20 protein-coding genes are annotated in these 17,233 nt (G+C 72.0%); 9 read left to right on the forward strand and 11 right to left on the reverse strand.

Annotation, left to right across the window (positions count from 1 at the left end; genetic code table 11):
* Positions 1 to 50 precede the first annotated feature (50 nt).
* Positions 51 to 707: a cutinase family protein gene (locus A4R43_RS08660; protein ID WP_113691841.1), complete on the forward strand. Its 657-nt coding sequence runs from the start codon at positions 51 to 53 to the stop codon at positions 705 to 707.
* On the opposite strand, the gene A4R43_RS08665 is transcribed toward A4R43_RS08660, so the two are convergent.
* Positions 682 to 1,284: a TetR/AcrR family transcriptional regulator gene (locus A4R43_RS08665; RefSeq protein WP_113691842.1), complete on the reverse strand. Its 603-nt coding sequence runs from the start codon at positions 1,282 to 1,284 to the stop codon at positions 682 to 684. The two genes, A4R43_RS08660 and A4R43_RS08665, sit on opposite strands and share 26 nt — an antisense overlap.
* 73 nt (positions 1,285 to 1,357) lie before the next feature.
* On the opposite strand from A4R43_RS08665, the gene A4R43_RS08670 reads away from it, so the two are divergent.
* On the forward strand, positions 1,358 to 2,089 hold the full coding sequence (locus A4R43_RS08670; RefSeq protein WP_113691843.1) for an SDR family oxidoreductase: 732 nt from the start codon (positions 1,358 to 1,360) through the stop codon (positions 2,087 to 2,089).
* On the opposite strand, the gene A4R43_RS43875 is transcribed toward A4R43_RS08670, so the two are convergent.
* Together A4R43_RS43875 and A4R43_RS08675 are read right to left on the reverse strand one after the other, a co-directional pair.
* Complete coding sequence (locus tag A4R43_RS43875) at positions 2,080 to 2,226, reverse strand: hypothetical protein (protein ID WP_236808848.1); 147 nt, start codon at positions 2,224 to 2,226, stop codon at positions 2,080 to 2,082. The two genes, A4R43_RS08670 and A4R43_RS43875, sit on opposite strands and share 10 nt — an antisense overlap.
* Positions 2,223 to 3,047: a Rossmann-fold NAD(P)-binding domain-containing protein gene (locus tag A4R43_RS08675; RefSeq protein ID WP_236808849.1), complete on the reverse strand. Its 825-nt coding sequence runs from the start codon at positions 3,045 to 3,047 to the stop codon at positions 2,223 to 2,225. Before A4R43_RS08675 ends, A4R43_RS43875 begins: the two co-directional genes overlap by 4 nt.
* Positions 3,048 to 3,165: 118 nt before the next feature.
* On the opposite strand from A4R43_RS08675, the gene A4R43_RS08680 reads away from it, so the two are divergent.
* Positions 3,166 to 3,834: an esterase/lipase family protein gene (locus tag A4R43_RS08680; RefSeq protein ID WP_113691844.1), complete on the forward strand. Its 669-nt coding sequence runs from the start codon at positions 3,166 to 3,168 to the stop codon at positions 3,832 to 3,834.
* Here A4R43_RS08680 and A4R43_RS08685 read toward each other — a convergent pair.
* The gene (locus A4R43_RS08685; protein WP_113691845.1) at positions 3,816 to 4,199 is read right to left on the reverse strand and encodes a hypothetical protein; all 384 of its coding nucleotides are present in this window, start codon (positions 4,197 to 4,199) and stop codon (positions 3,816 to 3,818) included. The genes A4R43_RS08680 and A4R43_RS08685 overlap by 19 nt on opposite strands.
* A gap of 344 nt (positions 4,200 to 4,543) precedes the next feature.
* On the opposite strand from A4R43_RS08685, the gene A4R43_RS08690 reads away from it, so the two are divergent.
* The 3 genes from A4R43_RS08690 to A4R43_RS08700 all read left to right on the forward strand — a co-directional run bounded on the left by A4R43_RS08690 (position 4,544) and on the right by A4R43_RS08700 (position 8,754).
* On the forward strand, positions 4,544 to 4,783 hold the full coding sequence (locus tag A4R43_RS08690) for a hypothetical protein (RefSeq protein ID WP_113691846.1): 240 nt from the start codon (positions 4,544 to 4,546) through the stop codon (positions 4,781 to 4,783).
* A 77-nt stretch (positions 4,784 to 4,860) separates the two neighbouring features.
* Complete coding sequence (locus A4R43_RS08695) at positions 4,861 to 5,853, forward strand: hypothetical protein (RefSeq protein WP_113691847.1); 993 nt, start codon at positions 4,861 to 4,863, stop codon at positions 5,851 to 5,853.
* Positions 5,854 to 5,895: 42 nt separating this feature from the next.
* A complete protein-coding gene (locus A4R43_RS08700) occupies positions 5,896 to 8,754 on the forward strand; it encodes a hypothetical protein (RefSeq protein WP_113691848.1) in 2,859 nt (952 codons plus the stop codon).
* Here the strand turns inward: A4R43_RS08700 and A4R43_RS08705 are convergent.
* Complete coding sequence (locus tag A4R43_RS08705) at positions 8,751 to 9,557, reverse strand: MBL fold metallo-hydrolase (protein ID WP_113691849.1); 807 nt, start codon at positions 9,555 to 9,557, stop codon at positions 8,751 to 8,753. The two genes, A4R43_RS08700 and A4R43_RS08705, sit on opposite strands and share 4 nt — an antisense overlap.
* A gap of 80 nt (positions 9,558 to 9,637) precedes the next feature.
* On the opposite strand from A4R43_RS08705, the gene A4R43_RS08710 reads away from it, so the two are divergent.
* Positions 9,638 to 10,135, forward strand: a complete 498-nt coding sequence (locus tag A4R43_RS08710; protein ID WP_113691850.1) for a winged helix-turn-helix transcriptional regulator — start codon at positions 9,638 to 9,640, stop codon at positions 10,133 to 10,135.
* Between the two features lie 10 nt (positions 10,136 to 10,145).
* Here the strand turns inward: A4R43_RS08710 and A4R43_RS08715 are convergent, their stop codons facing one another.
* The 6 genes from A4R43_RS08715 to A4R43_RS08740 form a co-directional block, all read right to left on the reverse strand.
* Complete coding sequence (locus tag A4R43_RS08715) at positions 10,146 to 10,697, reverse strand: NADAR family protein (protein ID WP_236808850.1); 552 nt, start codon at positions 10,695 to 10,697, stop codon at positions 10,146 to 10,148.
* A 153-nt stretch (positions 10,698 to 10,850) separates the two neighbouring features.
* Positions 10,851 to 11,285, reverse strand: coding sequence for a MarR family winged helix-turn-helix transcriptional regulator (locus tag A4R43_RS08720; protein WP_113697446.1), 435 nt, complete (start codon positions 11,283 to 11,285; stop codon positions 10,851 to 10,853).
* Between the two features lie 26 nt (positions 11,286 to 11,311).
* The gene (locus tag A4R43_RS08725) at positions 11,312 to 12,781 is read right to left on the reverse strand and encodes an acyl-CoA synthetase (RefSeq protein WP_113691852.1); all 1,470 of its coding nucleotides are present in this window, start codon (positions 12,779 to 12,781) and stop codon (positions 11,312 to 11,314) included.
* A complete protein-coding gene (locus A4R43_RS08730) occupies positions 12,781 to 13,614 on the reverse strand; it encodes a p-hydroxycinnamoyl CoA hydratase/lyase (RefSeq protein WP_113691853.1) in 834 nt (277 codons plus the stop codon). Before A4R43_RS08730 ends, A4R43_RS08725 begins: the two co-directional genes overlap by 1 nt.
* Positions 13,615 to 13,635: 21 nt before the next feature.
* A complete protein-coding gene (locus A4R43_RS08735; protein ID WP_113691854.1) occupies positions 13,636 to 15,090 on the reverse strand; it encodes a benzaldehyde dehydrogenase in 1,455 nt (484 codons plus the stop codon).
* A 253-nt stretch (positions 15,091 to 15,343) separates the two neighbouring features.
* Positions 15,344 to 15,709 carry an HAD family hydrolase gene (locus A4R43_RS08740; protein ID WP_162788377.1) on the reverse strand — a complete coding sequence of 122 codons (366 nt, stop codon included), beginning with the start codon at positions 15,707 to 15,709 and terminating at the stop codon, positions 15,344 to 15,346.
* A gap of 295 nt (positions 15,710 to 16,004) precedes the next feature.
* On the opposite strand from A4R43_RS08740, the gene A4R43_RS08745 reads away from it, so the two are divergent.
* On the forward strand, positions 16,005 to 16,910 hold the full coding sequence (locus A4R43_RS08745) for a LysR family transcriptional regulator (protein WP_205215278.1): 906 nt from the start codon (positions 16,005 to 16,007) through the stop codon (positions 16,908 to 16,910).
* An 18-nt stretch (positions 16,911 to 16,928) separates the two neighbouring features.
* Positions 16,929 to 17,228 (forward strand): DUF6506 family protein, encoded by a 300-nt coding sequence (locus A4R43_RS08750; RefSeq protein ID WP_113691857.1) that lies wholly within the window; start codon positions 16,929 to 16,931, stop codon positions 17,226 to 17,228.
* Positions 17,229 to 17,233: the final 5 nt, after the last annotated feature.

Below are 17,233 nucleotides of genomic sequence, written 5' to 3' on the forward strand. Positions count from 1 at the left end.
GTCGGGTCCTGTTTCATCAGGAATTCATCGGTGCTCGCTACTTTCGGCCGATGACAAAAAGACAAAAGGCAGCGATCGCGCTGGCCGGCCTGCTCGCGGCGACGGGACTTTCCGTGGCGAGCGGTCCGGTCGCGCAGGCCGAAGCCCCGTGCGAGGGCACTTACACGATCGTGGTCGGCGGCACCGGCAGCAGGCCGTGGAACGACGGTTTCACCGGCAACATCCAGCAGCACGTCGGCTACCCGACCGACATCCCCAACGGCGCCAGCGCGCGGGCCGGGGTCAACGAGCTGAACCGGCTGCTGCGCGACCAGCGCAACCTCTGCCCCGGCCAGCACGCCAAGGCCGTCGGGTACTCGCTCGGCGCGGCCGTGGTGCACATCTGGGTGACCGAGAACTGGCAGACCTTCGGCAACGTCAACGCCGTGCTGATCGCCGACCCCAAGCGGCAGGCCCCGCCCGGCCTCAACGGCGGCAGCGTGCCCTTCGGCGGTATCGTCGGCTACCCGCTGGCCGGCGCCGACCGGTACTTCGGCAACGTGCCGGTGAAGTCGATCTGCCACTGGGACTACGTCTGCGACGAGTCCGCCGGGATCTGGACCTATCCGAACAACCACATGTACAACTACCCGAACGACTGGAACGTCGACCACCACAACGACACCGCGCACGAGCAGTGGTTCAACGGGGCGTGGCACCCCTGGTGAGTGCGCGCGCGCCGTTCTCCGCCTGCGCGGCCAGGTCCTCGAGCCGGTAGCGCCCGGCGGCGAACAGCCCGTTGCGATAGAGCGCCGCGTAACCGTGCGCGAGCGCGATGAGATTCCCCACGAGTTCAAGGGTTTCCGGCTTGCTCCGCGCGCCGGTCGCCTCCGCGAGCCCGGTGAACAGGTCCATCAGCTCCCGCCCGGCCGTGGCCAGTTCCTCGTCCCGCAGCGCGGCCAGTTCCGCCGCGTAGATGACGTCGAACCCGGCGCCGCGGCCGACCGCGAACCGCAGGTAGGCCGAGCCCGCCGCGGCGAACCGGTCGGCGGGATCGGCACCGGCGGCGTCGGTCGCGGCCCGGACGGCCTCGGTGAGTTCGCGGGCCGCGGCGGTGGCGACCGCGGCGAGCAGGTGGTCGCGGTCGCGGAAGTGCCGGTAGGGCGAGGCCGTGCTGATCCCGAGGCGCCGGGCGACCTGCGCCACGGAAAACGACGGCAGCCCCTGCTCGGCGAGCAGTTCGAAGCTGGTGCGGACCAGCGCGGCGGGCAGGTCACCGTGGTGGTACCCGCGCCTGCCAGCCATCCCGCCTCCTTGACCGCCATGTGATAGCCCTCGTACATTAGCAAGCGATAGGGCTATCACATGGAGGATTCGCATGCTGGACGGCAAAGTTGTGGCGATCACCGGCGCGAGCAGCGGCATCGGAGCCGCGATCGCGGCGGTGCTGGCCGGACGCGGCGCGAAGGTGGTGCTCGGCGCGAGGCGGGCCGAACGCCTCGAAGCACTGGCGGCCCGCATCATCGCCGACGGCGGTGACGTGGCCTGGACGGTGACCGACGTCCGGAGACGCGCCGACCTGCACGGGCTCGTCGACCTGGCACGCAGCCGCTACGGGCGGCTGGACGTGCTCGTCGGCAACGCCGGGATCATGCCCGTCTCACCGCTCGACGAACTGCGCGTCGACGAGTGGGACGACATGGTCGACGTCAACATCAAGGGCATCCTGCACGGGATCGGCGCGGCGCTGCCGGTGTTCCGCGCGCAGGGGGCCGGGCAGTTCGTGCACATCGCCTCCACGTCCGGGCACCGGACCGTGCCGGGGCAGGCGGTCTACTCGGGCACCAAGTTCGCGGTGCGGGCCATCTCCGAGGGCCTGCGCCAGGAAGCCGGCCCCGACCTGCGGGTGACCATCGTTTCGCCGGGCATCACGCACACCGAGTTCTCCCGGACGATGGAGAGCCCGGACCTGCGCGCGCGACTGGTCGAACTGCGGGACAGGATCGCGATGCCCCCGGAGGCGGTCGCCCGTGCTGTCGCCTACGCCATCGAGCAACCGGCCGACATCGACCTCAACGAGGTGATCATCCGCCCCACGGCTCAGGCCTGAGCGAGCCAGGCGTCCTCGGCCGTGTAGTCGAAATCGGGGAAGCGGTGTGGTGACGCCATGAGCCAGCGCAGTTCCTCCCGCACGGTGGCCGCGTAGTCGCCGACGGGCCGGTAGCCGAGTGCGTGCGCGGCGCTCATGTCGAGCACGATCGGCGGCACGCGATCCCACGGATGGCGGCCGAGTTCGGCGGCGCGTTGTCGTCCAGCAGCACCTCCCGCCAGCGGTGCCCGGCCTCGGCGGCGACGATCCGGGCGATAGCGAGCCCGTCCGGGGCGTCGGGGTCGGCGGCGTTGAGCACACGCGCGCCGGGCTGGTCCGCCACCACGGCGACCAGCGCCGCGAGGTTCACCGCCGCCGACGGCTGGTCGGCGCCCCGGCCGCGGCGGGCCAGCAGCACCGCGGGCCGCCGGTCCAGCGCGCGCTTGACGAAGTACCACTCCCGCGGCGGCGACGCGCCTTCGCCGTGCACCTTCGACGGACGCAGCACGGTCACCGGCAGCCCGCTGTCCAGCAGCGTCCGCTCGGCGGCGACCTTGTTGGGCCCGTAGCCTTCCGCGGAGTCGTAGGGCATGGTGCCGGGCGGCAGCGTCGGCTGCCGCTCGGTGACCGGCCCGGCGAACCGGGGCGCCTCGGCGGAGTTCGCGTGGCGGCCCTCGTCGTCGCGGTAGACGGCCTTGCTGGAGATCATCACCGTCGAGGTCGCGTGGCGGGCCAGCGGCAGCAACGCCTCCGCGTGCGCGGCGGTGAAACACGTGCAGTCAACGAGCAAATCCACGCCGGTGCCCAGCGGATCACCGCGCCCCGCCTGGTGGAATCGAACCCCGGCCGCCGCCAACCCCGGCGGCATACGACCAGGGTCCCGGCCGGTGACGTCCACCCGCCAGCCATCGGCCACCAGCCGCCGCGCCACCGCCCGGCCGAGACAACCGGTACCGCCGAGGATCAGCGCCCGCCTCATCACCACCCCCCCCCCGGCTCAGCCTAGGGGGTGCGCCGGTGGTTTTGCCGATGCCGCGGCGGTGGGCGCGCCTGCCACCATCGGCCGCAGCCCGTCACAGCGAGCACCTGGAGCACCGATGCGCCTACGAATCGCGGCGACCTGCCTGGCCGCACTGGCCACCCTGCTCGGCGCGGCACCGTCGGCGGCCGAGCCCGCCGGGCGGGAGCCGATCGTGTTCGTGCACGGGTTGTTCGGCTCGCCCGCGAACTTCGACACGATGTCCCTGCGCTTCCGCCTCAGCGGCTACCCCGCCAGCGAACTGGTCGCCTTCTCCTACAACTCCACCGGTTCCCTCACCACCGCGGCGAACCAGCTCGCCACCACCATCCAGCAAACCCTCGCCGCCACCGGTGCGCGGAAGGTCGACCTGGTCACCCACTCGCTCGGCGGCCTGCCGTCGCGCTGGTGCGTCAAGTTCCTCGGCGGCACGGCCACCGTGGACGACTGGATCTCACTCGGCGGCCCGAACCAGGGCGGCGCGCCCGGCACCTGCCCCGCGCCCGGCACCACCGCGTGCGACCAGGCCACCCAGGGCTCGGCGTTCCTGGCGCAGCTCAACGGCGGCGACCCCACCCCCGCCCCGGTCGCCCACACCACCTTCGCCTCGCCCTGCGACACCGTGGTCGACGAAGACTGGACCACTTTGGACGGTGCCACCCACGTAGACGTCGGCTGCGTCAGCCATTTCGACCTGGTCTCCGACCGCGGCGTGTTCACCGGCGTCCGTCAGGCGGTGACCGGCTGAGCGTCCCGCAGGAAGCCCGCGGTGCGCATCGCCAGCAACTCGGCGCGCGCCACCAGCTTCTCGATTTCCTTCCACCGCCGCAGATCGCGCTCGTCGTCGGGCACCAGGCGGTTGGACACCAGCAGCAGCAACGTGTCGATCTCGTAGGCCAGATCCGCCAGCCGCAGGAACGGCAGGTACTCCTCCGCCGAACCGGGGCCGTGCGAACGAGCCCACGCGCAGGCAGCGTGCCCGGTGGACCGGCACACCACGCGGAGGTGGTCGCGGATCGCCTCCGCGCGCGGGCAGTCGCGGGTGGGACTGCTCCGCATGTTCCAGGCCACCGACAGCAGGCAGCGCCCGGCGTCCTCCATCGACGTGTTCATCACCGCCGCAGTGTCCGGGAGAAGTCGATCAACGCACGCACCGACACACCTCAACACCAGATCGAGCGAGCGTGACGGCATCGGAATGTGCGGTTCCGGCGTTCCTCAGTTGCCGAAACGTGGGGCCACTTCGCGGCGTCGGACGGGCTGTTCAGCTCGGCCGGGGTGAGTACCGAAGACCCCGGCAGCACCGCGGCCAGCACCGCCACCAGTTCAGGGGCGTCGATAAAGGTCAGCACCGCCGAGTCGCGTCCCGCGCCCGGCAGGCAACTGGCCGTCCACGGGAATTCCGGCCGGCCGCTGTTAGCATGGGCTCCATGCTGGATCCCTGACTGCGCATCGAAGTGCGCGGCGCGCCGGCGTCCGGCTGGCGCCGCCGGTTCGGCCCGGCCTTTGTCAGCACCGCGCTCGCCGACCGGGCGATGTGGTGGTCCTGGCAGCGATGTGAAAACGGCTGGGCGTTCGAAATCGCCTTCCGCCACCCAGCCATCCGCGACGAGTTCACCGGCCAGCCCAGGATCAAAGCCGCTCTCGACGACGCCATCGCGGCCGGAGCGACCGTCAGCGTGACCGCCCGCGGCTGACCGGATCAGCCCTGCGGGGGAAGCGGCTCCCACCCGAGCGGGAAGATCACCCCGGCACGACCGCCCAGGCTGGAGCCGTGATCGAGATGCTCCGGCGGTGGCCGGTTTGGGTGGGACGGGCGGCGGCGGGCTGGGCGGTGCTCAACGCGGCGGTCGCCGGGTACTGGGCGGCCGGTGGCGAGCGCGGTTACCTGTTCGAAGGACGTGCCGGCGCGCGGCTGCCCACGGCCGCCGAAGTGCTCATCGTGGTGCTGTCACTCGCCGGAGCGCTGGCCGCGCTACGACCCGGCCGATGGGCGCGGCTCCCCCTCCTCGGGCTATGCGGCGTGGCCTTCCTCGGCACCTTCGGACTGGCCATCGGCGCGGTCGGCGCCATCGCCGCGGGCGCGGTGCCGAGCCCGCTCGCGTTGCTGTACCAGCTTTTCTGCCTGGCGGGCGCGGTGACGGCGGTCGGCACCTACCTGACGTGGACCCGGCGTCGCCGCGGGCTGTGCGTGCGCTGCGGCGCGCCGGGCCATGTGCCGTCGCCGGGACCTCTCGTGCGACCGGCACCCACCTCCGCCGCCTGGCCGGTCCGCGTTGTCGCCTATCTGGGCATCTGCGGTTTCCTGCCGTGGGCCGCGGTGAAGATCGTCCTCGGGTTCGGGGGTGCGGCGCTCGGTGCCACCGGCGACGAGTGGGCGGCGACGTTCACCCACACCGCGATGTCCCCGCTGACCCGATGGCTGCACTCGTTCGGCATCGACATCACCGTCGCGGCCGCGCTCGTCGGCGCGCTGTTCCTGGCCGCGCTGGTGCACCGCTGGGGTTTCCGGCTGCCGAGGTGGCTGCTGCTCGGCGTCGCGTGGATCGGCGCCCCTTCGCTGGCCACCTACGGCCTCGGCCTGATGATCGCGGGCGGCCTGATGCTCACCGGTGTCCTCGCCCCGCCCGAGGTGCGGCCGTTCAGCGAACTGGGCGCGGCCTGGGTCACCCTGCTCGGCGGTCTCGCGTTCGGCCCGCTGGGCCTGGGTTTCCTCGTCGGCGCGGTGTCCCACGGCCGCCGGTCACGGCCGCACTGCGCTCGGTAAAAACGCGCAAAACCTGTTGCCCCGTACGGGATCATGGAGGGCATGTCCGTTCAGCTGGCGTTCGGGGTGACCGCCGGAGCGGGGGTGTGCTGCTGGCTCCCCACCCCCGGCGGCCGAACCCTGCCCAAACCCGCCAGCGACCGGACCGGCGCCCACCCGCCCGGCGCCCCGGTTGCCATCGGACCGGCCGACGCGACGCCCGAAGCGTTGCGCGAAGCCATGCGGCGGCTCACCTTGCTCGTCGGCGACGGGACGGTGACCGCGGCCGCCGCGGGCGTCGATCTCGGCGGCGGCTTCACCTCCAGGCGGCTGGCCGGCGCCCCCGGTGATCGGCGCGACGCCGTGCTCGCCGCGCTCAAGGTCCTCGGCGCCGAGGGCGCGCACCGCCTCGGCGACCGGACCGCCACGCTGGTGGCGTTGTTCGGGCCCTCCGCGACCAAGCGGGTCGGCGCCGCCGCGAGCACCGCGATCGCCGAACGCCGCTGGGCTGCTCTGCAACTGGCCTCGGCCGCCTCGGATCTGCTCGGGCCCGAGCAGCTGGAACACGTACTCGCCCTGAACGCTCCCGACGGAATCGACCCGTTTCCGCGCGGTGCGGCCTCCACGCTGGCCGAACAGCTGACCCTCGTGCTCACGCGCTATCCCGGGCCGCGGCGGCTGACACTGGTCACCAGCCTCTGGCACCACGTGTGCGCGCACCTGGTCCAGCGGCAGCGCGTGAAACGGCGTGCCGCGGGCCAGGTCCGCGCCGACCGGATCGGCAAGCTCCGCGAACGCCACCGCGAGCACCTCGACGCCCCGCTCCTGCAGCGGCTGACCTGGGCGGCGGGCGGTCAGGCGTCGCTGGCCGACGCGGCTCGCTGGCAGCCGCCGCCGGAATGGCCCGCCCGCGAACTCACCTGGCTGCTGCACGACGCCATCGCCGCCACCGCGCTACTCCGCTTCGCCAGGACGATGTCCGACGAAGGCCTCGCGCGAGCCGCCGAGCAGCACCGCGCCGAGCTGGCCGCCGCGGACGAATGCCTCACCGAAGAACAGCGGACCGCGGCCACACGCCGTCCCGAAGGCGCCTACAGCCATCCCGCGCGGCCGGGCCGCTACGTCCACGACCTGCTCAAGCCGCTGCGGCCGGGACGCACGATCACCGCGAAAACCGAGACTTACGTAAAGGAACGCGTCGCCATGGCCCGCAACTACGGCGTGGTCGTCTTCGACGCGGTCGCCGAGCTGATCCGGAACCTCGACGAGCGCCCGCTGCACAACTGCTGGGACACCTGCAAACCGTGGCAGGTGTCCCAGCTGAACCGGTGGCGTGCCGTGGTGGGCTTCTTCCGCGCGGCGGGCACCTGGGAACAACCGCCGCTGGCCGACGCCCATCCCGACGGCCCGGCGCGGGCACTGGCCGCGCGGCTGACGCCCGGCGCCGATCCCGCCACCGTGGAGGCACCCCACGACCTGCTCTGGTACGCCGACCTCGCCGACGCGCTGGCGCCCTTCTACGGCAACGAATCCGCCACCGTCCGCCATGCGCGGCCCGCGCCCGACCTCGACTACGAGACCGCGGCACCTCCACCGGAACACCCCGAGGCCGACTCCGTTCCGCTGGCCGCCGCCGGCGTCGCGCAGCTGGTCGCGTTCGGCGCGACACCACCGCCCCGCTGCGGCAGCTGGGCACAGCTGGTGGACGCGGTCAGCGCGGACGCGGCGGTCACCGAGGCCAGCGTTGGCACCTTCCCGATCCCGCCGGAAATATCCACTGTGGACAAGCAGGTGGTGCCGGGCACCACGCTGACCGTCGAACTGGGCCGCGACCCGCGGCAGCTGGCCACCTGGTCCGGCTACATGGGCAACTGCATCGGCGAAACGTGGTACGCCGACCAGGCACGGCGCGGCCACTGCGTGCTGATGGCGCTGCGCGACCCCGCCGACCACCGCATCGCCGCCAATCTCGACATCCGGCGGCACACCGGCGGCTGGCAGATCTACGAGCTGCGCGCGCGGTTCAACGACACCCTGGCACCGGCGCTGGAAAAGCACATCAAGCGCTGGGTGAGCGAACTCCCCGGCCCTGTCCCGCCCGCACCCGAACCGCTGCTGCCGGTGCCGCCGCCCCGGTCGCGCTCGTCCCGTCGCCGGGTGGCGGGCCGCCTGCCGGCCGCGCTCGTCGATTCCCTGGTCGCGGCGGTCGAACGGGAACTCACCGCGGCACCGGCCACCTCCGCGCGACGGGTGTACGCCCAGCTCGCACGCGGACTCGGTCCCGCCGGTCAACCGGCCGACTTCGAGCCGGACGCGGCGGTGATCGCGCTCAAGCGCCTCAGCCCGGCCCGGCACGCCGAACTGCTCCGCACCGCACTGGACACCGGGCTCGGCGCGGCCGCCCTGTGGCAGGCCACGCGTGTCCGGCCCCTCGCCACGGCGGTGAACCGGCTCGATCACGCCGAACTCGGCGCGCTCGCCACGGCCGCACCGCTGCCCAGAACGCTGCGCGCCCTCGTGCGGCAGGCGGAGATCGCGCCCGCCCACGCCATGGATGTGGTGTCCCGGGCGGTCCGCGCGGCCATGGGCGAACCGGCTCTCGCCGACGCGCTCGCCCGCTCGGCGGCCCGCAGGCCGTCACCGGAACTGGTGTGCGCGCTGGTGATCGCCCGCACTACTGGGTCCACAATGGACAACACCGTGCGCGTGGTCCCGGCGGGTGGCACCGCGGTACCCGGCTTTCCCGCCACCGACCTGTTCGACGCAGACGGACCGTGGCAACACGCGCTGCCCGCGGCCGCCGACCTCGGTGCGCCGGTGGACCTGTTCGGGGAGCGCGTCGCCGAACACGGTCTGCTCGTCCCGGCCGCGCTACTCGGCAACGGCGGCTGGGCCGCGCTCTGGAGCCGCGCACACCGCTAGCTCCGGGCGAACCTCGCGGTGTTCCCCTCGTGGAGGTCGTTGACCCACTCCCAGCCCGGCTTGACCGACGCGCCGATCCGGGGGTCATCGAATTCACGGCCGTCCCGCAACGCCCGCACATACGCCCGGTCCAGCTGGATCCGCGCGCGGACCTCGTCGCCCCGGCCGACGGACCCGTGCCCGGGAACGACAACCTCGACGTCAGCCACCGCGTCTTCGAGCACCCGCAGCCCGGTCAGGTAGTCCTCGATCGCGGTGGTGGTGTCGTCGAACATCGGGACCAGGAGATCGGAGAGCATGTCACCGGCGGCCAGCACCCCGCGTTCCTCGATCAGCAGCGCCGCGTGGCCGGGGGCGTGGGCCGGGTGCTCGACGATCCGGACCGCGGGGCCGTCCCAGGGCACGCGGTCGGTGCCGGCGGGCAGGCCGGTGATGAGGCCGTACAGCTCCAGCGGCACCTCGTCCTCGATCTCCGGCGGCAATCCCGTGGCGACGCGGTCCCGCCAGCCCGGGTTCGACCGCAGTTCCCGCAGATAGGCCGCACAGCGGGCCGTGCCGTAGCGGGGTGCGTCACCGAGGTCGGGATGCCAGAGCACGTGGTCCCAGTCGGGATGCGTCGCGAAACCCGCCACGACGGGCTGCCCCAGCTCGCGGAGGTCGTTCGCGAGGCAGGCCATCTCCTCGCCCCGGATACCGGCGTCGATGAGCAGGACGCCGCTTCGGCCCCGCACGACAACGGTGTTGTTCTGGATCAACTCGCTCTGGTGGACCAGCACACCGTCCGCGACCTGTCTCAGCGCCATGCCTCCCCAGCCTCCTCCGCTTGTGATTTGCAACCGCTTGCGCAGACGGTAGTCCCGAGTGGTGGTAGATTGCAAGCACTATGAGTGCCGAAGCTGAACCGCGATCGGGGTGCCCGATCAACGCCGCCATCGAGGTGTTCGGTGATCGCTGGAGCCTGCTGGTGCTCCGCGACATCGTCTTCGGGGACCGCCGCTACTTCCGCGAGCTGCAGGCGGGATCGATGGAGGGAATCGCCTCGAACATCCTCGCCGACCGGCTCAAGCGGCTCGTCGAGTCCGGCCTGCTCACCCGCGAGGACACACGACCCGGCCAGCGGGCGCGCTACAGCCTCACCGAACCGGCGATCCAGCTCGTGCCTGTGTTCGCGCAGCTGGGCAGCTGGGGACTGCGCCACCGGCCGACGAGCCACTCGTTGCGCGTGCGCGCCGAACTGCTCGAAGAAGGCGGCCCCGAGCTCTGGCAGGAGTTCATGGACGAACTGCGGCGGGAGCACCTCGGCGTCGAGAGTGCCAAAAGCGCGCCGAGCGTTCGCGAGCGCCTGAACGAGGCCTACTTCGCCGCGATCAAATCCTCGTAACCGCCCGGAATCACCCGGCGCGCAGCGTGTCCCGGGCCGCCATCAGGGCGAACCCGAGCAGGTTGCGCCCACGCCAGGACGCGGGATCGGCCGCACGCGGGTTCGCCGCGCCCAGCCCGATCCCCCAGATCACGTCCCGCGGCGCCGCCTCCACCAGCACCTGGTCACCGGTGGAGAGCAGGAACTCCCGCAACCGCTCGTCCTGACCGAACTTCGCCTCGTTCCCGCGCACCACGATGTCGAACCGGCGCGCCACCCACGTCTCCTGGTCGAACTCACGCACCGCGCGGCCCAGCTTCTTCGCCTCCGCCGGGGTTTCGCTGGCCAGGATCAGCTTCTCCGCCTCGGCGTCACCGAACAGGCGGGCCTTCTCCGCCATCATGAACTGCTCCGCCGAGCGGTACCTGACACCGTCCACAGTGAACTCCGCGGGCCACCACTGGCTCAGGCACCACTTGTCCACCTCGGCGTCACCGGGCGTGTGCCCCCAGAAGAAGAAGTACTCGAACCGCTTCCCCGCCGCCACGGCGGCCACCAGCGCTTCCCTCGACAACACAGTCACGGCACGCACCCTAACGACCGGCACCGACATTTCCGCCCGCCCGACCCTCGCGCCGTCACCCCGACGCAATGAATGGCTTTCATTGCGCCAGACGCTATGAAAGCCACATTCATTGCACGGCACGGCAGGCAGGCGGGTAGCTCGAGCGACGGGTTAGTGGCCGTCGTCGCGGCTGAGGGCGGTGTAGCCGAATTCCAGGCTCTGCCGCAGCAGCGGGTGCTGCACGGCCGGGATCGCCGCGAGCAGTTCGGCTTCGATGGCCTCGACCAGCGGATCGCATTCAGCCAACAGGCGCTCCCCCGACTCGGTCAGCCCCAGCAGCAGCACCCGCCGGTTCGCCGGGTCACGCGTGCGCTCGACGTGCCCGCGCTCGACCAGCCACCGCACCATCTCGTTCATCGTCTGCGGGGTGACGAACGAGCGCCGTGCCAGCTGGGCCGAGGACAGGCCCCGGCGCTGCCGCAACGCGGTCATCGCGGTGAACTGGAGCGTGGTCAGGCCCTTCGGCCGCAGCGCCTCGTCCATCCGCGCGCGGATCGCCAGCTCCAGCCGCTTGACCAGGTAGAGGGTGAGCGGTTCGGTCGCCATGTGCTGATCGTGCCCCAGCGCCGCGCTCATGCGTACTCGGCCCGGAGTTCGGCCTTGCGGATCTTGCCGGAACCGGTGCGCGGCAGCTCGTCGCGGAACTCGACGTACTTGGGCACCTTGTACCCGGCGAGCCGGGCACGCAGGTGGGCGCGCAGTTCGTCCGCGGTCAGCCCGGCGCCGGGCCGCCGCACCACCACCGCGCGCCCGACCTCGCCCCACTTCGGGTCGGGCGCGCCGATCACCGCGCACAGCTCGACGTCCGGGTGTTCGCAGGCGGCGGCCTCCACCTCGGCGGGCGAGATGTTCTCACCACCGGAGATGATCATGTCCTTGAGCCGGTCGACCACGGTGAAGTAGCCGTCACCGTCCACACTGGCCACATCGCCGGAGTGCAGCCAGCCGCCGGACATCGCCTGGTCGGTGGCCTCGGGCCGGTTCCAGTAGCCGAGCATGACGTTCGGGCCGCGCACCACGATCTCCCCGCGCCCGCCCGGCGGCACCTCGTCCCCGGCCGGGTCGACCACACGCACGTCGGTGAAGAACGACGGTACCCCGGCCGTGCCCGCCTTCGTGCGCGCCGCCGCCGGGTCGAGCACCAGCACCCCGGGCGCCGCCTCGGTCATGCCGTAACCCTGCACGAAGGCCAGCCCACGATCGAGGTAACGCCGGACGGTCGAGGGCGGCACCGGCGACCCGCCGCACAGCAGGGTGCGCACGCTCGAGAGGTCGGCCGAGTCCCAGCCGGGCTGCGCGGCCATCGCGTCGTACATCGCGGGCACGCCGAACAGCAGCGTGACCCGGTGCCGGGCGATCAGCTCGAGCGCCGCAGCGGGGTCGAACGACTCCATCAGCACCGCGGTCCCGCCTTTGAGCAGCGTCGGCAGGCAGGTCATGCCCAGCGCGGCGGTGTGGAACAACGGCGCCGCCACCAGCGCGACCTCGCCACCGGACAGGTCGGACTCCACCAGCACGTTGACGCAGTTCCAGGTGAGGTTGCCGTGGGAGAGCACCGCGCCCTTCGGCCGCCCGGTGCTGCCGGAGGTGTACATGATCAGGCACGGATCACCTAGCGCGACCGGTTCGTCCGGCGGTTCCGCGCCGCACTCCGCGAAATCCTCGTACCGGCTCCCGCCGACCTCCAGGCGTTCCCGCACCGCCGGCGGCGACGCCGTGGCGTGCACCAAAACCGAAACCCCGGCGTCGTCGAGCACGTAGGCCAGTTCCGGCGCCGCCAGCCTGGTGTTGACCGGCACAAAAACCGCGCCCAGCGAGGCGGTGGCGAACAGGGTTTCCAGGTAGGCGGGGTGGTTCGGGCCGAGATAGGCGACCCGGTCACCCCGCCGCACGCCGGCCGAGCGCAGGCCGTGCGCCAGCCCGGCCGACCGGGCCGCCAGCCGCGCGTAGCTCACCGTCCGCTCGCCGTGCACCAGCGCGGTCCGGTCCGGCGTCATCCGCGCTCGCCGCACCGGCCACGAGCCGAGGCCCTCGTCCCGCATCAGCCGTTCCGGTAGGCCGAGAGACCGGGGCGGAAGGCCTTCTCGTCGAGGAACTGGCTCATGCCCTTCTGCCGTCCCTGCTCCGGGTCGAGGAACTGCGACTGCTCCAGCTTGGCGTAGAGGTAGTCCTCGGCCTGCTCCCACGGCATGTCCTGCGCGAGCTTGTACCCGACCTTCGCCGCGCGCAGCACCACCGGGTTCATCGACGCCAGCTTCGCCGCCAGCTCACCGGTGCGCTCACGCAACCGCTCCGACGGCACCGCTTCGTTCACCAGCCGCATTTCCGCGGCACGACGGCCGTCGAACGGTTCGCCGGTCATGATGAAGTACAACGCGTCGCGCTGGCTGACCGTGGCGGCCAGCGCCCGGCTGACCACGCCGCCCGGCGGAATTCCCCAGTTCACTTCGGACAGTCCGAACCGGGCGGTCTCCGCGGCGATGGCCAGGTCGCAGGCGACCAGCGGGGTGAACGCGCCGCCGAAGCACCAGCCGTTGACCATCGCGATGGTCGGCTTCGACCAGGTGGACAGCCGCTTCCACTGCCATTCCGCGCTCGCGCGGCGCACCCGGATCTGCACCGCGGCGTCACCGGACTCGTCCACCTCACGGAAGTACTCACGCAGGTCCATGCCCGCGGAGAAGGAGTCACCGGCGCCGGTGAGCACCAGCACCCGGCACCGCGGATCACCCTCCAGCGCGTCGAGCGTGCGCACCATCTCGTCGTTGAGCGCGGGGTTCATCGCGTTGCGCTTTTCCGGGCGGTTGAGCGTGACCCACGCGATCCCGTCCTCGAAATCGACGAGCACGTTCTCGCCCCAGGGTGCTGCTGACATTGATCGGGTCCTCTCGGGTTTTCAGAACGGGTAGCGCGCGGATTCGGCGCGCACGGTGACCCACTGGGTCTCGGTGAAGGCGTCGACGTTGGCGCGGGCGCCGCCGACGCGGCCCACCCCGGACGCGCCGACGCCGCCGAAGGGCGCGGCCGGATCGTCGTTCACCGTCTGGTCGTTGATGTGCACCAGGCCGCTGGGAATGCGGTCGGCCAGCGCCAGCCCGGCGGCCGGGTCGGCGGTCAGAATGCCCAGGCTCAGGCCGTATTCGGAGTCCGCAGCGAATTCGGCGGCCTCGTCGAGGGTGTCGAACGGGCGCACGCAGGCGACCGGGCCGAACACCTCTTCGGCGTAGGCGGGGATCGACGGCCCGCAGTCGGCGAGCACGGTCGGCCCGTAGAACGGCCCGTCCGCGGTGCCGCCCTGCACCAGCCGCGCCCCGGCGGCGACGCTGCGATCGACCAGGTCACGCACGCGGGCCAGCTGACCGTCGTCGATGATCGGGCCGAGCACGACGTCTTCGGTGAACGGGTCACCGACGGGGAGTTGCTCGGCCTTCTTGCCGAGCAGCTCGACGTAGCGCTCGTACAGCGAGCGGTGCACCAGGTGCCTGCCCGCGGCCATGCAGATCTGGCCCTGGTGCAGGAAACTGCCGAACGCACCGCAGGATGCGGCGGCTTCCAGGTCGGCGTCTTCGAGCACCACCAGCGCGCTGTTGCCGCCGAGTTCCAGGTGTGCCCGCTTCAGCAGTTCCCCGGCGCGGGCGCCGATGGCCCGCCCGGCGCGCGTCGAACCGGTGAACGAGATGACCGGCACGCGCGGGTGTTCGACCAGCGCCGCCCCGGCTTCGGCGTGACCGGGCAGCACCTGGAGCACTCCGGCGGGCAGTCCGGCTTCCTCGAAGATCCGCGCGATGACCACCCCGCCGCAGACCGCGGTGCGCGGATCGGGCTTGACGATCACCGCGTTGCCCAGCGCGAGCGCCGGGGCGACCGAGCGCATCGACAGCAGCAGCGGGAAGTTGAACGGTGAGATCACCGCGACCACGCCGACGGGCACACGGCGTTCGAAGCTCATCCGGCCCGCCGAGGGCAGCAACTCGCCGTAGGGCGCGGACGGCAGGCCGGCCGCCTGCACGCATTCCCCCGCCGAGCCGTCGATCTCGATGCCCGCCTTGAGCCGGACCGAGCCCGACTCGCGGACCAGCCACTCGGTGATGGCGCCGGTGTGCTCGGCCAGCAACGCGGCGGCACGCAGGAGCACCGCCGAGCGCTCGGCGTGCGGCCGCGCGGCCCACTCGCGCTGGGCAACTACCGCGCGGTCGACGGCCGCGGCGACATCGGCGGCGTCGGCCAGGCCCACCTCGCCGAGGCTCGCCCCGGTCGCGGGCTCACGCACCTCGTGCGTACCGGCTCCGCCGCCGGACCAGGCGCCGGTGAAGACCTTGCCGGACCACCGCGCGGGATCGAGGAACTCCACTCGAACCTCCAGGACTCGACGTAATCATCAGGGATCCTGATGAATTCGTGATCAGCCTGGGGTCTGGTCGAGGGCGAAGACAAGGGCCAGTGACCTGGCTCACTCGAAAATACGCAGGATTGCTGATGGACAACCGCAGCTCACGCAGCGAATGGCCGCCGTCGCGGGTGCTGCTGGTGGGCGACAGCGTGGACGACGCCCTGCCGCACTCGACGGTGAGCCCTGGGTCGGTGTCGCCGCGACCTGAGGGACTTCAGTGGTTCCGGGGTAGCCGCACGTCGGCCAGCCGGGCATAGGTGGGCACGCCGGCGTCAGGGGATCCGCCGATGAGCGCGACCGGCCAGCCACGTGCCCGCGCGGGCACGATCTCCTTCGGCACGCTGTCACCGATGACCAGGGCGATCCGGAGCCCCGCCCGGCGCGCCTCGGCCTCGACGTGGTCGTAGAAGCGGTCGGCCGGTTTGGCCCAGCCCACCTCCGCGGACACGAAGATCCGCTCCATGACAGTGTCCAGACCGGCGAGCCGGACCTTGCGGCGCTGGAGTTCGGCGTCGCCGTTGGTGATCAGCCACAGCCGGTGCTGCCGACCGAGCCTCTCCAGTCGGCCAGCTCCGCCCACACGTCCTGCTGGAACCGCCTGACCCACTGCGGGAAACCGAGCGGGCAGGATTCGCCGGGCGCCAGCCACAGCCCTTTCCAACTGCTGATCCCGACCCGCAGGCAGAACGCGTGGTGTGGACCCTCGCGCCACCGCCGCCATCGAGGTCGAGCAGCACCACGCTGCCTTCGTCCACCGGCATCACGCCGTGCCGACCGCGAGCAGTTTCATGGCGTACAGGCTGGAAAACCCGGGTGGCCAGGGCGTCCTCCCGGGGTTTGACCAGCCGATGGCGCGCTCGGCCTAGGGTGACCCCGTGGAACTTCGCCAGTTGCGGTACTTCCGCGCGGTCGCCGAAGAACGGAACCTGACCAGGGCCGCTGCCCGGCTCCACCTGCGGCCGACCTCGCTGAGCCAGCAGATCATCGCGCTCGAGCGCGAGGTCGGCACCGCGTTATTCGTGCGCGGGCCGAACGGGATGGAGCCGACCGAAGCAGGCCTGGCCCTGCAGCCCGAAGCCGAGCGGACACTGCGGCAGGCCGACCGGGCACTGCAGGCCGCGCGCTTGCCGGCGGGCGAGGGGTTGCGCCTGGCCGTCACCCCCGGAGCGCCTCCGGCGGTCGCCGCCCTGCTGGCACGACGGCTCCGGCAGGTCGACGACCTTCCGGTGAGCACCCAGCTGCACCGGATCCGCTCCGGTGAACTCGACGCCGGGCTGGTGGTGCTGCCAGTCGACCCGGTCTTCGACTTCGCGGTGGTGAGCGTCGCGCCCCTCGGCGTCCTCGTCGATTCCGCGCATCCGCTGGCGGCCCGGAGCGAAGTCGACTGGGCCGATCTGTCCGGCAACGACCTGCTGTGGTTCGACCGCGACCTCGCCCCCGGCTACCACGACGACGTCCTGGCCCGCGCCGAAGAAGCGGGCTGGACACCGCGGCGGATCCTGCGCGGGCCCCCGCGTCGTGCCCTGTTCGCCGGGGCGCTGCGGGCTCCGGGCGTGGTGGCCCTGCGGCCACGCTGGTCCGCCGAGCCGGGACAGCGCTGCATCCCGCTGCGCGACGCCCCGATGGTGCGGCACGCGCTGGTTTGGCGGGACTCACAGCACGCTCGCGCATGCGCCGAACTGGCCGCTGAGCTGGCCCGTGCGGCCGAGGCGGACGCCCGTGCGGCAGATCCTGATGGACACGGACACCCCTCCCCCGGTGGACTGGAACCGTCCACATAGGAGAACAAGGGAGCCGGGATGTCGTTGCGCCACTGGGGATTCATCTACACCGCGACCGGCGCGGATCCGGCAGGTGAGGTCACCGTCGCCGACACCGGGCGATGCCGCACCGTGCTGGTCGGCCTGCCCGGCCCCGAAGGCGCGCCCGAGATCGCGCGCCGCCTGGTCGAAGAGGGCGCCCAACTGATCGAACTGTGCGGCGGCTTCGGTCCGGTGTGGACCGCCAGGGTGCTCGAAGCCGTCGGACACCGGGTCCCGGTCGGCTCGGTCGCCTACGGCCCCGAATCGGTCAGCGGCGTGCACAACATCTTCGCCTGAGCCGC

Source organism: Amycolatopsis albispora (assembly GCF_003312875.1).
Lineage (GTDB): Bacteria > Actinomycetota > Actinomycetes > Mycobacteriales > Pseudonocardiaceae > Amycolatopsis > Amycolatopsis albispora.

Bases quoted from the DNA above. Each gene is read 5' to 3' on its own strand.
- A4R43_RS08660 (WP_113691841.1), top strand. From the start codon at position 51: ATGACAAAAAGACAAAAGGCAGCGATCGCGCTGGCCGGCCTGCTCGCG.
- A4R43_RS08665 (WP_113691842.1), bottom strand. From the start codon at position 1,284: ATGGCTGGCAGGCGCGGGTACCACCACGGTGACCTGCCCGCCGCGCTG.
- A4R43_RS08670 (WP_113691843.1), top strand. From the start codon at position 1,358: ATGCTGGACGGCAAAGTTGTGGCGATCACCGGCGCGAGCAGCGGCATC.
- A4R43_RS43875 (WP_236808848.1), bottom strand. From the start codon at position 2,226: ATGAGCGCCGCGCACGCACTCGGCTACCGGCCCGTCGGCGACTACGCG.
- A4R43_RS08675 (WP_236808849.1), bottom strand. From the start codon at position 3,047: ATGAGGCGGGCGCTGATCCTCGGCGGTACCGGTTGTCTCGGCCGGGCG.
- A4R43_RS08680 (WP_113691844.1), top strand. From the start codon at position 3,166: ATGCGCCTACGAATCGCGGCGACCTGCCTGGCCGCACTGGCCACCCTG.
- A4R43_RS08685 (WP_113691845.1), bottom strand. From the start codon at position 4,199: ATGAACACGTCGATGGAGGACGCCGGGCGCTGCCTGCTGTCGGTGGCC.
- A4R43_RS08700 (WP_113691848.1), top strand. From the start codon at position 5,896: ATGTCCGTTCAGCTGGCGTTCGGGGTGACCGCCGGAGCGGGGGTGTGC.
- A4R43_RS08705 (WP_113691849.1), bottom strand. From the start codon at position 9,557: ATGGCGCTGAGACAGGTCGCGGACGGTGTGCTGGTCCACCAGAGCGAG.
- A4R43_RS08710 (WP_113691850.1), top strand. From the start codon at position 9,638: ATGAGTGCCGAAGCTGAACCGCGATCGGGGTGCCCGATCAACGCCGCC.
- A4R43_RS08720 (WP_113697446.1), bottom strand. From the start codon at position 11,285: ATGGCGACCGAACCGCTCACCCTCTACCTGGTCAAGCGGCTGGAGCTG.
- A4R43_RS08725 (WP_113691852.1), bottom strand. From the start codon at position 12,781: ATGCGGGACGAGGGCCTCGGCTCGTGGCCGGTGCGGCGAGCGCGGATG.
- A4R43_RS08730 (WP_113691853.1), bottom strand. From the start codon at position 13,614: ATGTCAGCAGCACCCTGGGGCGAGAACGTGCTCGTCGATTTCGAGGAC.
- A4R43_RS08750 (WP_113691857.1), top strand. From the start codon at position 16,929: ATGTCGTTGCGCCACTGGGGATTCATCTACACCGCGACCGGCGCGGAT.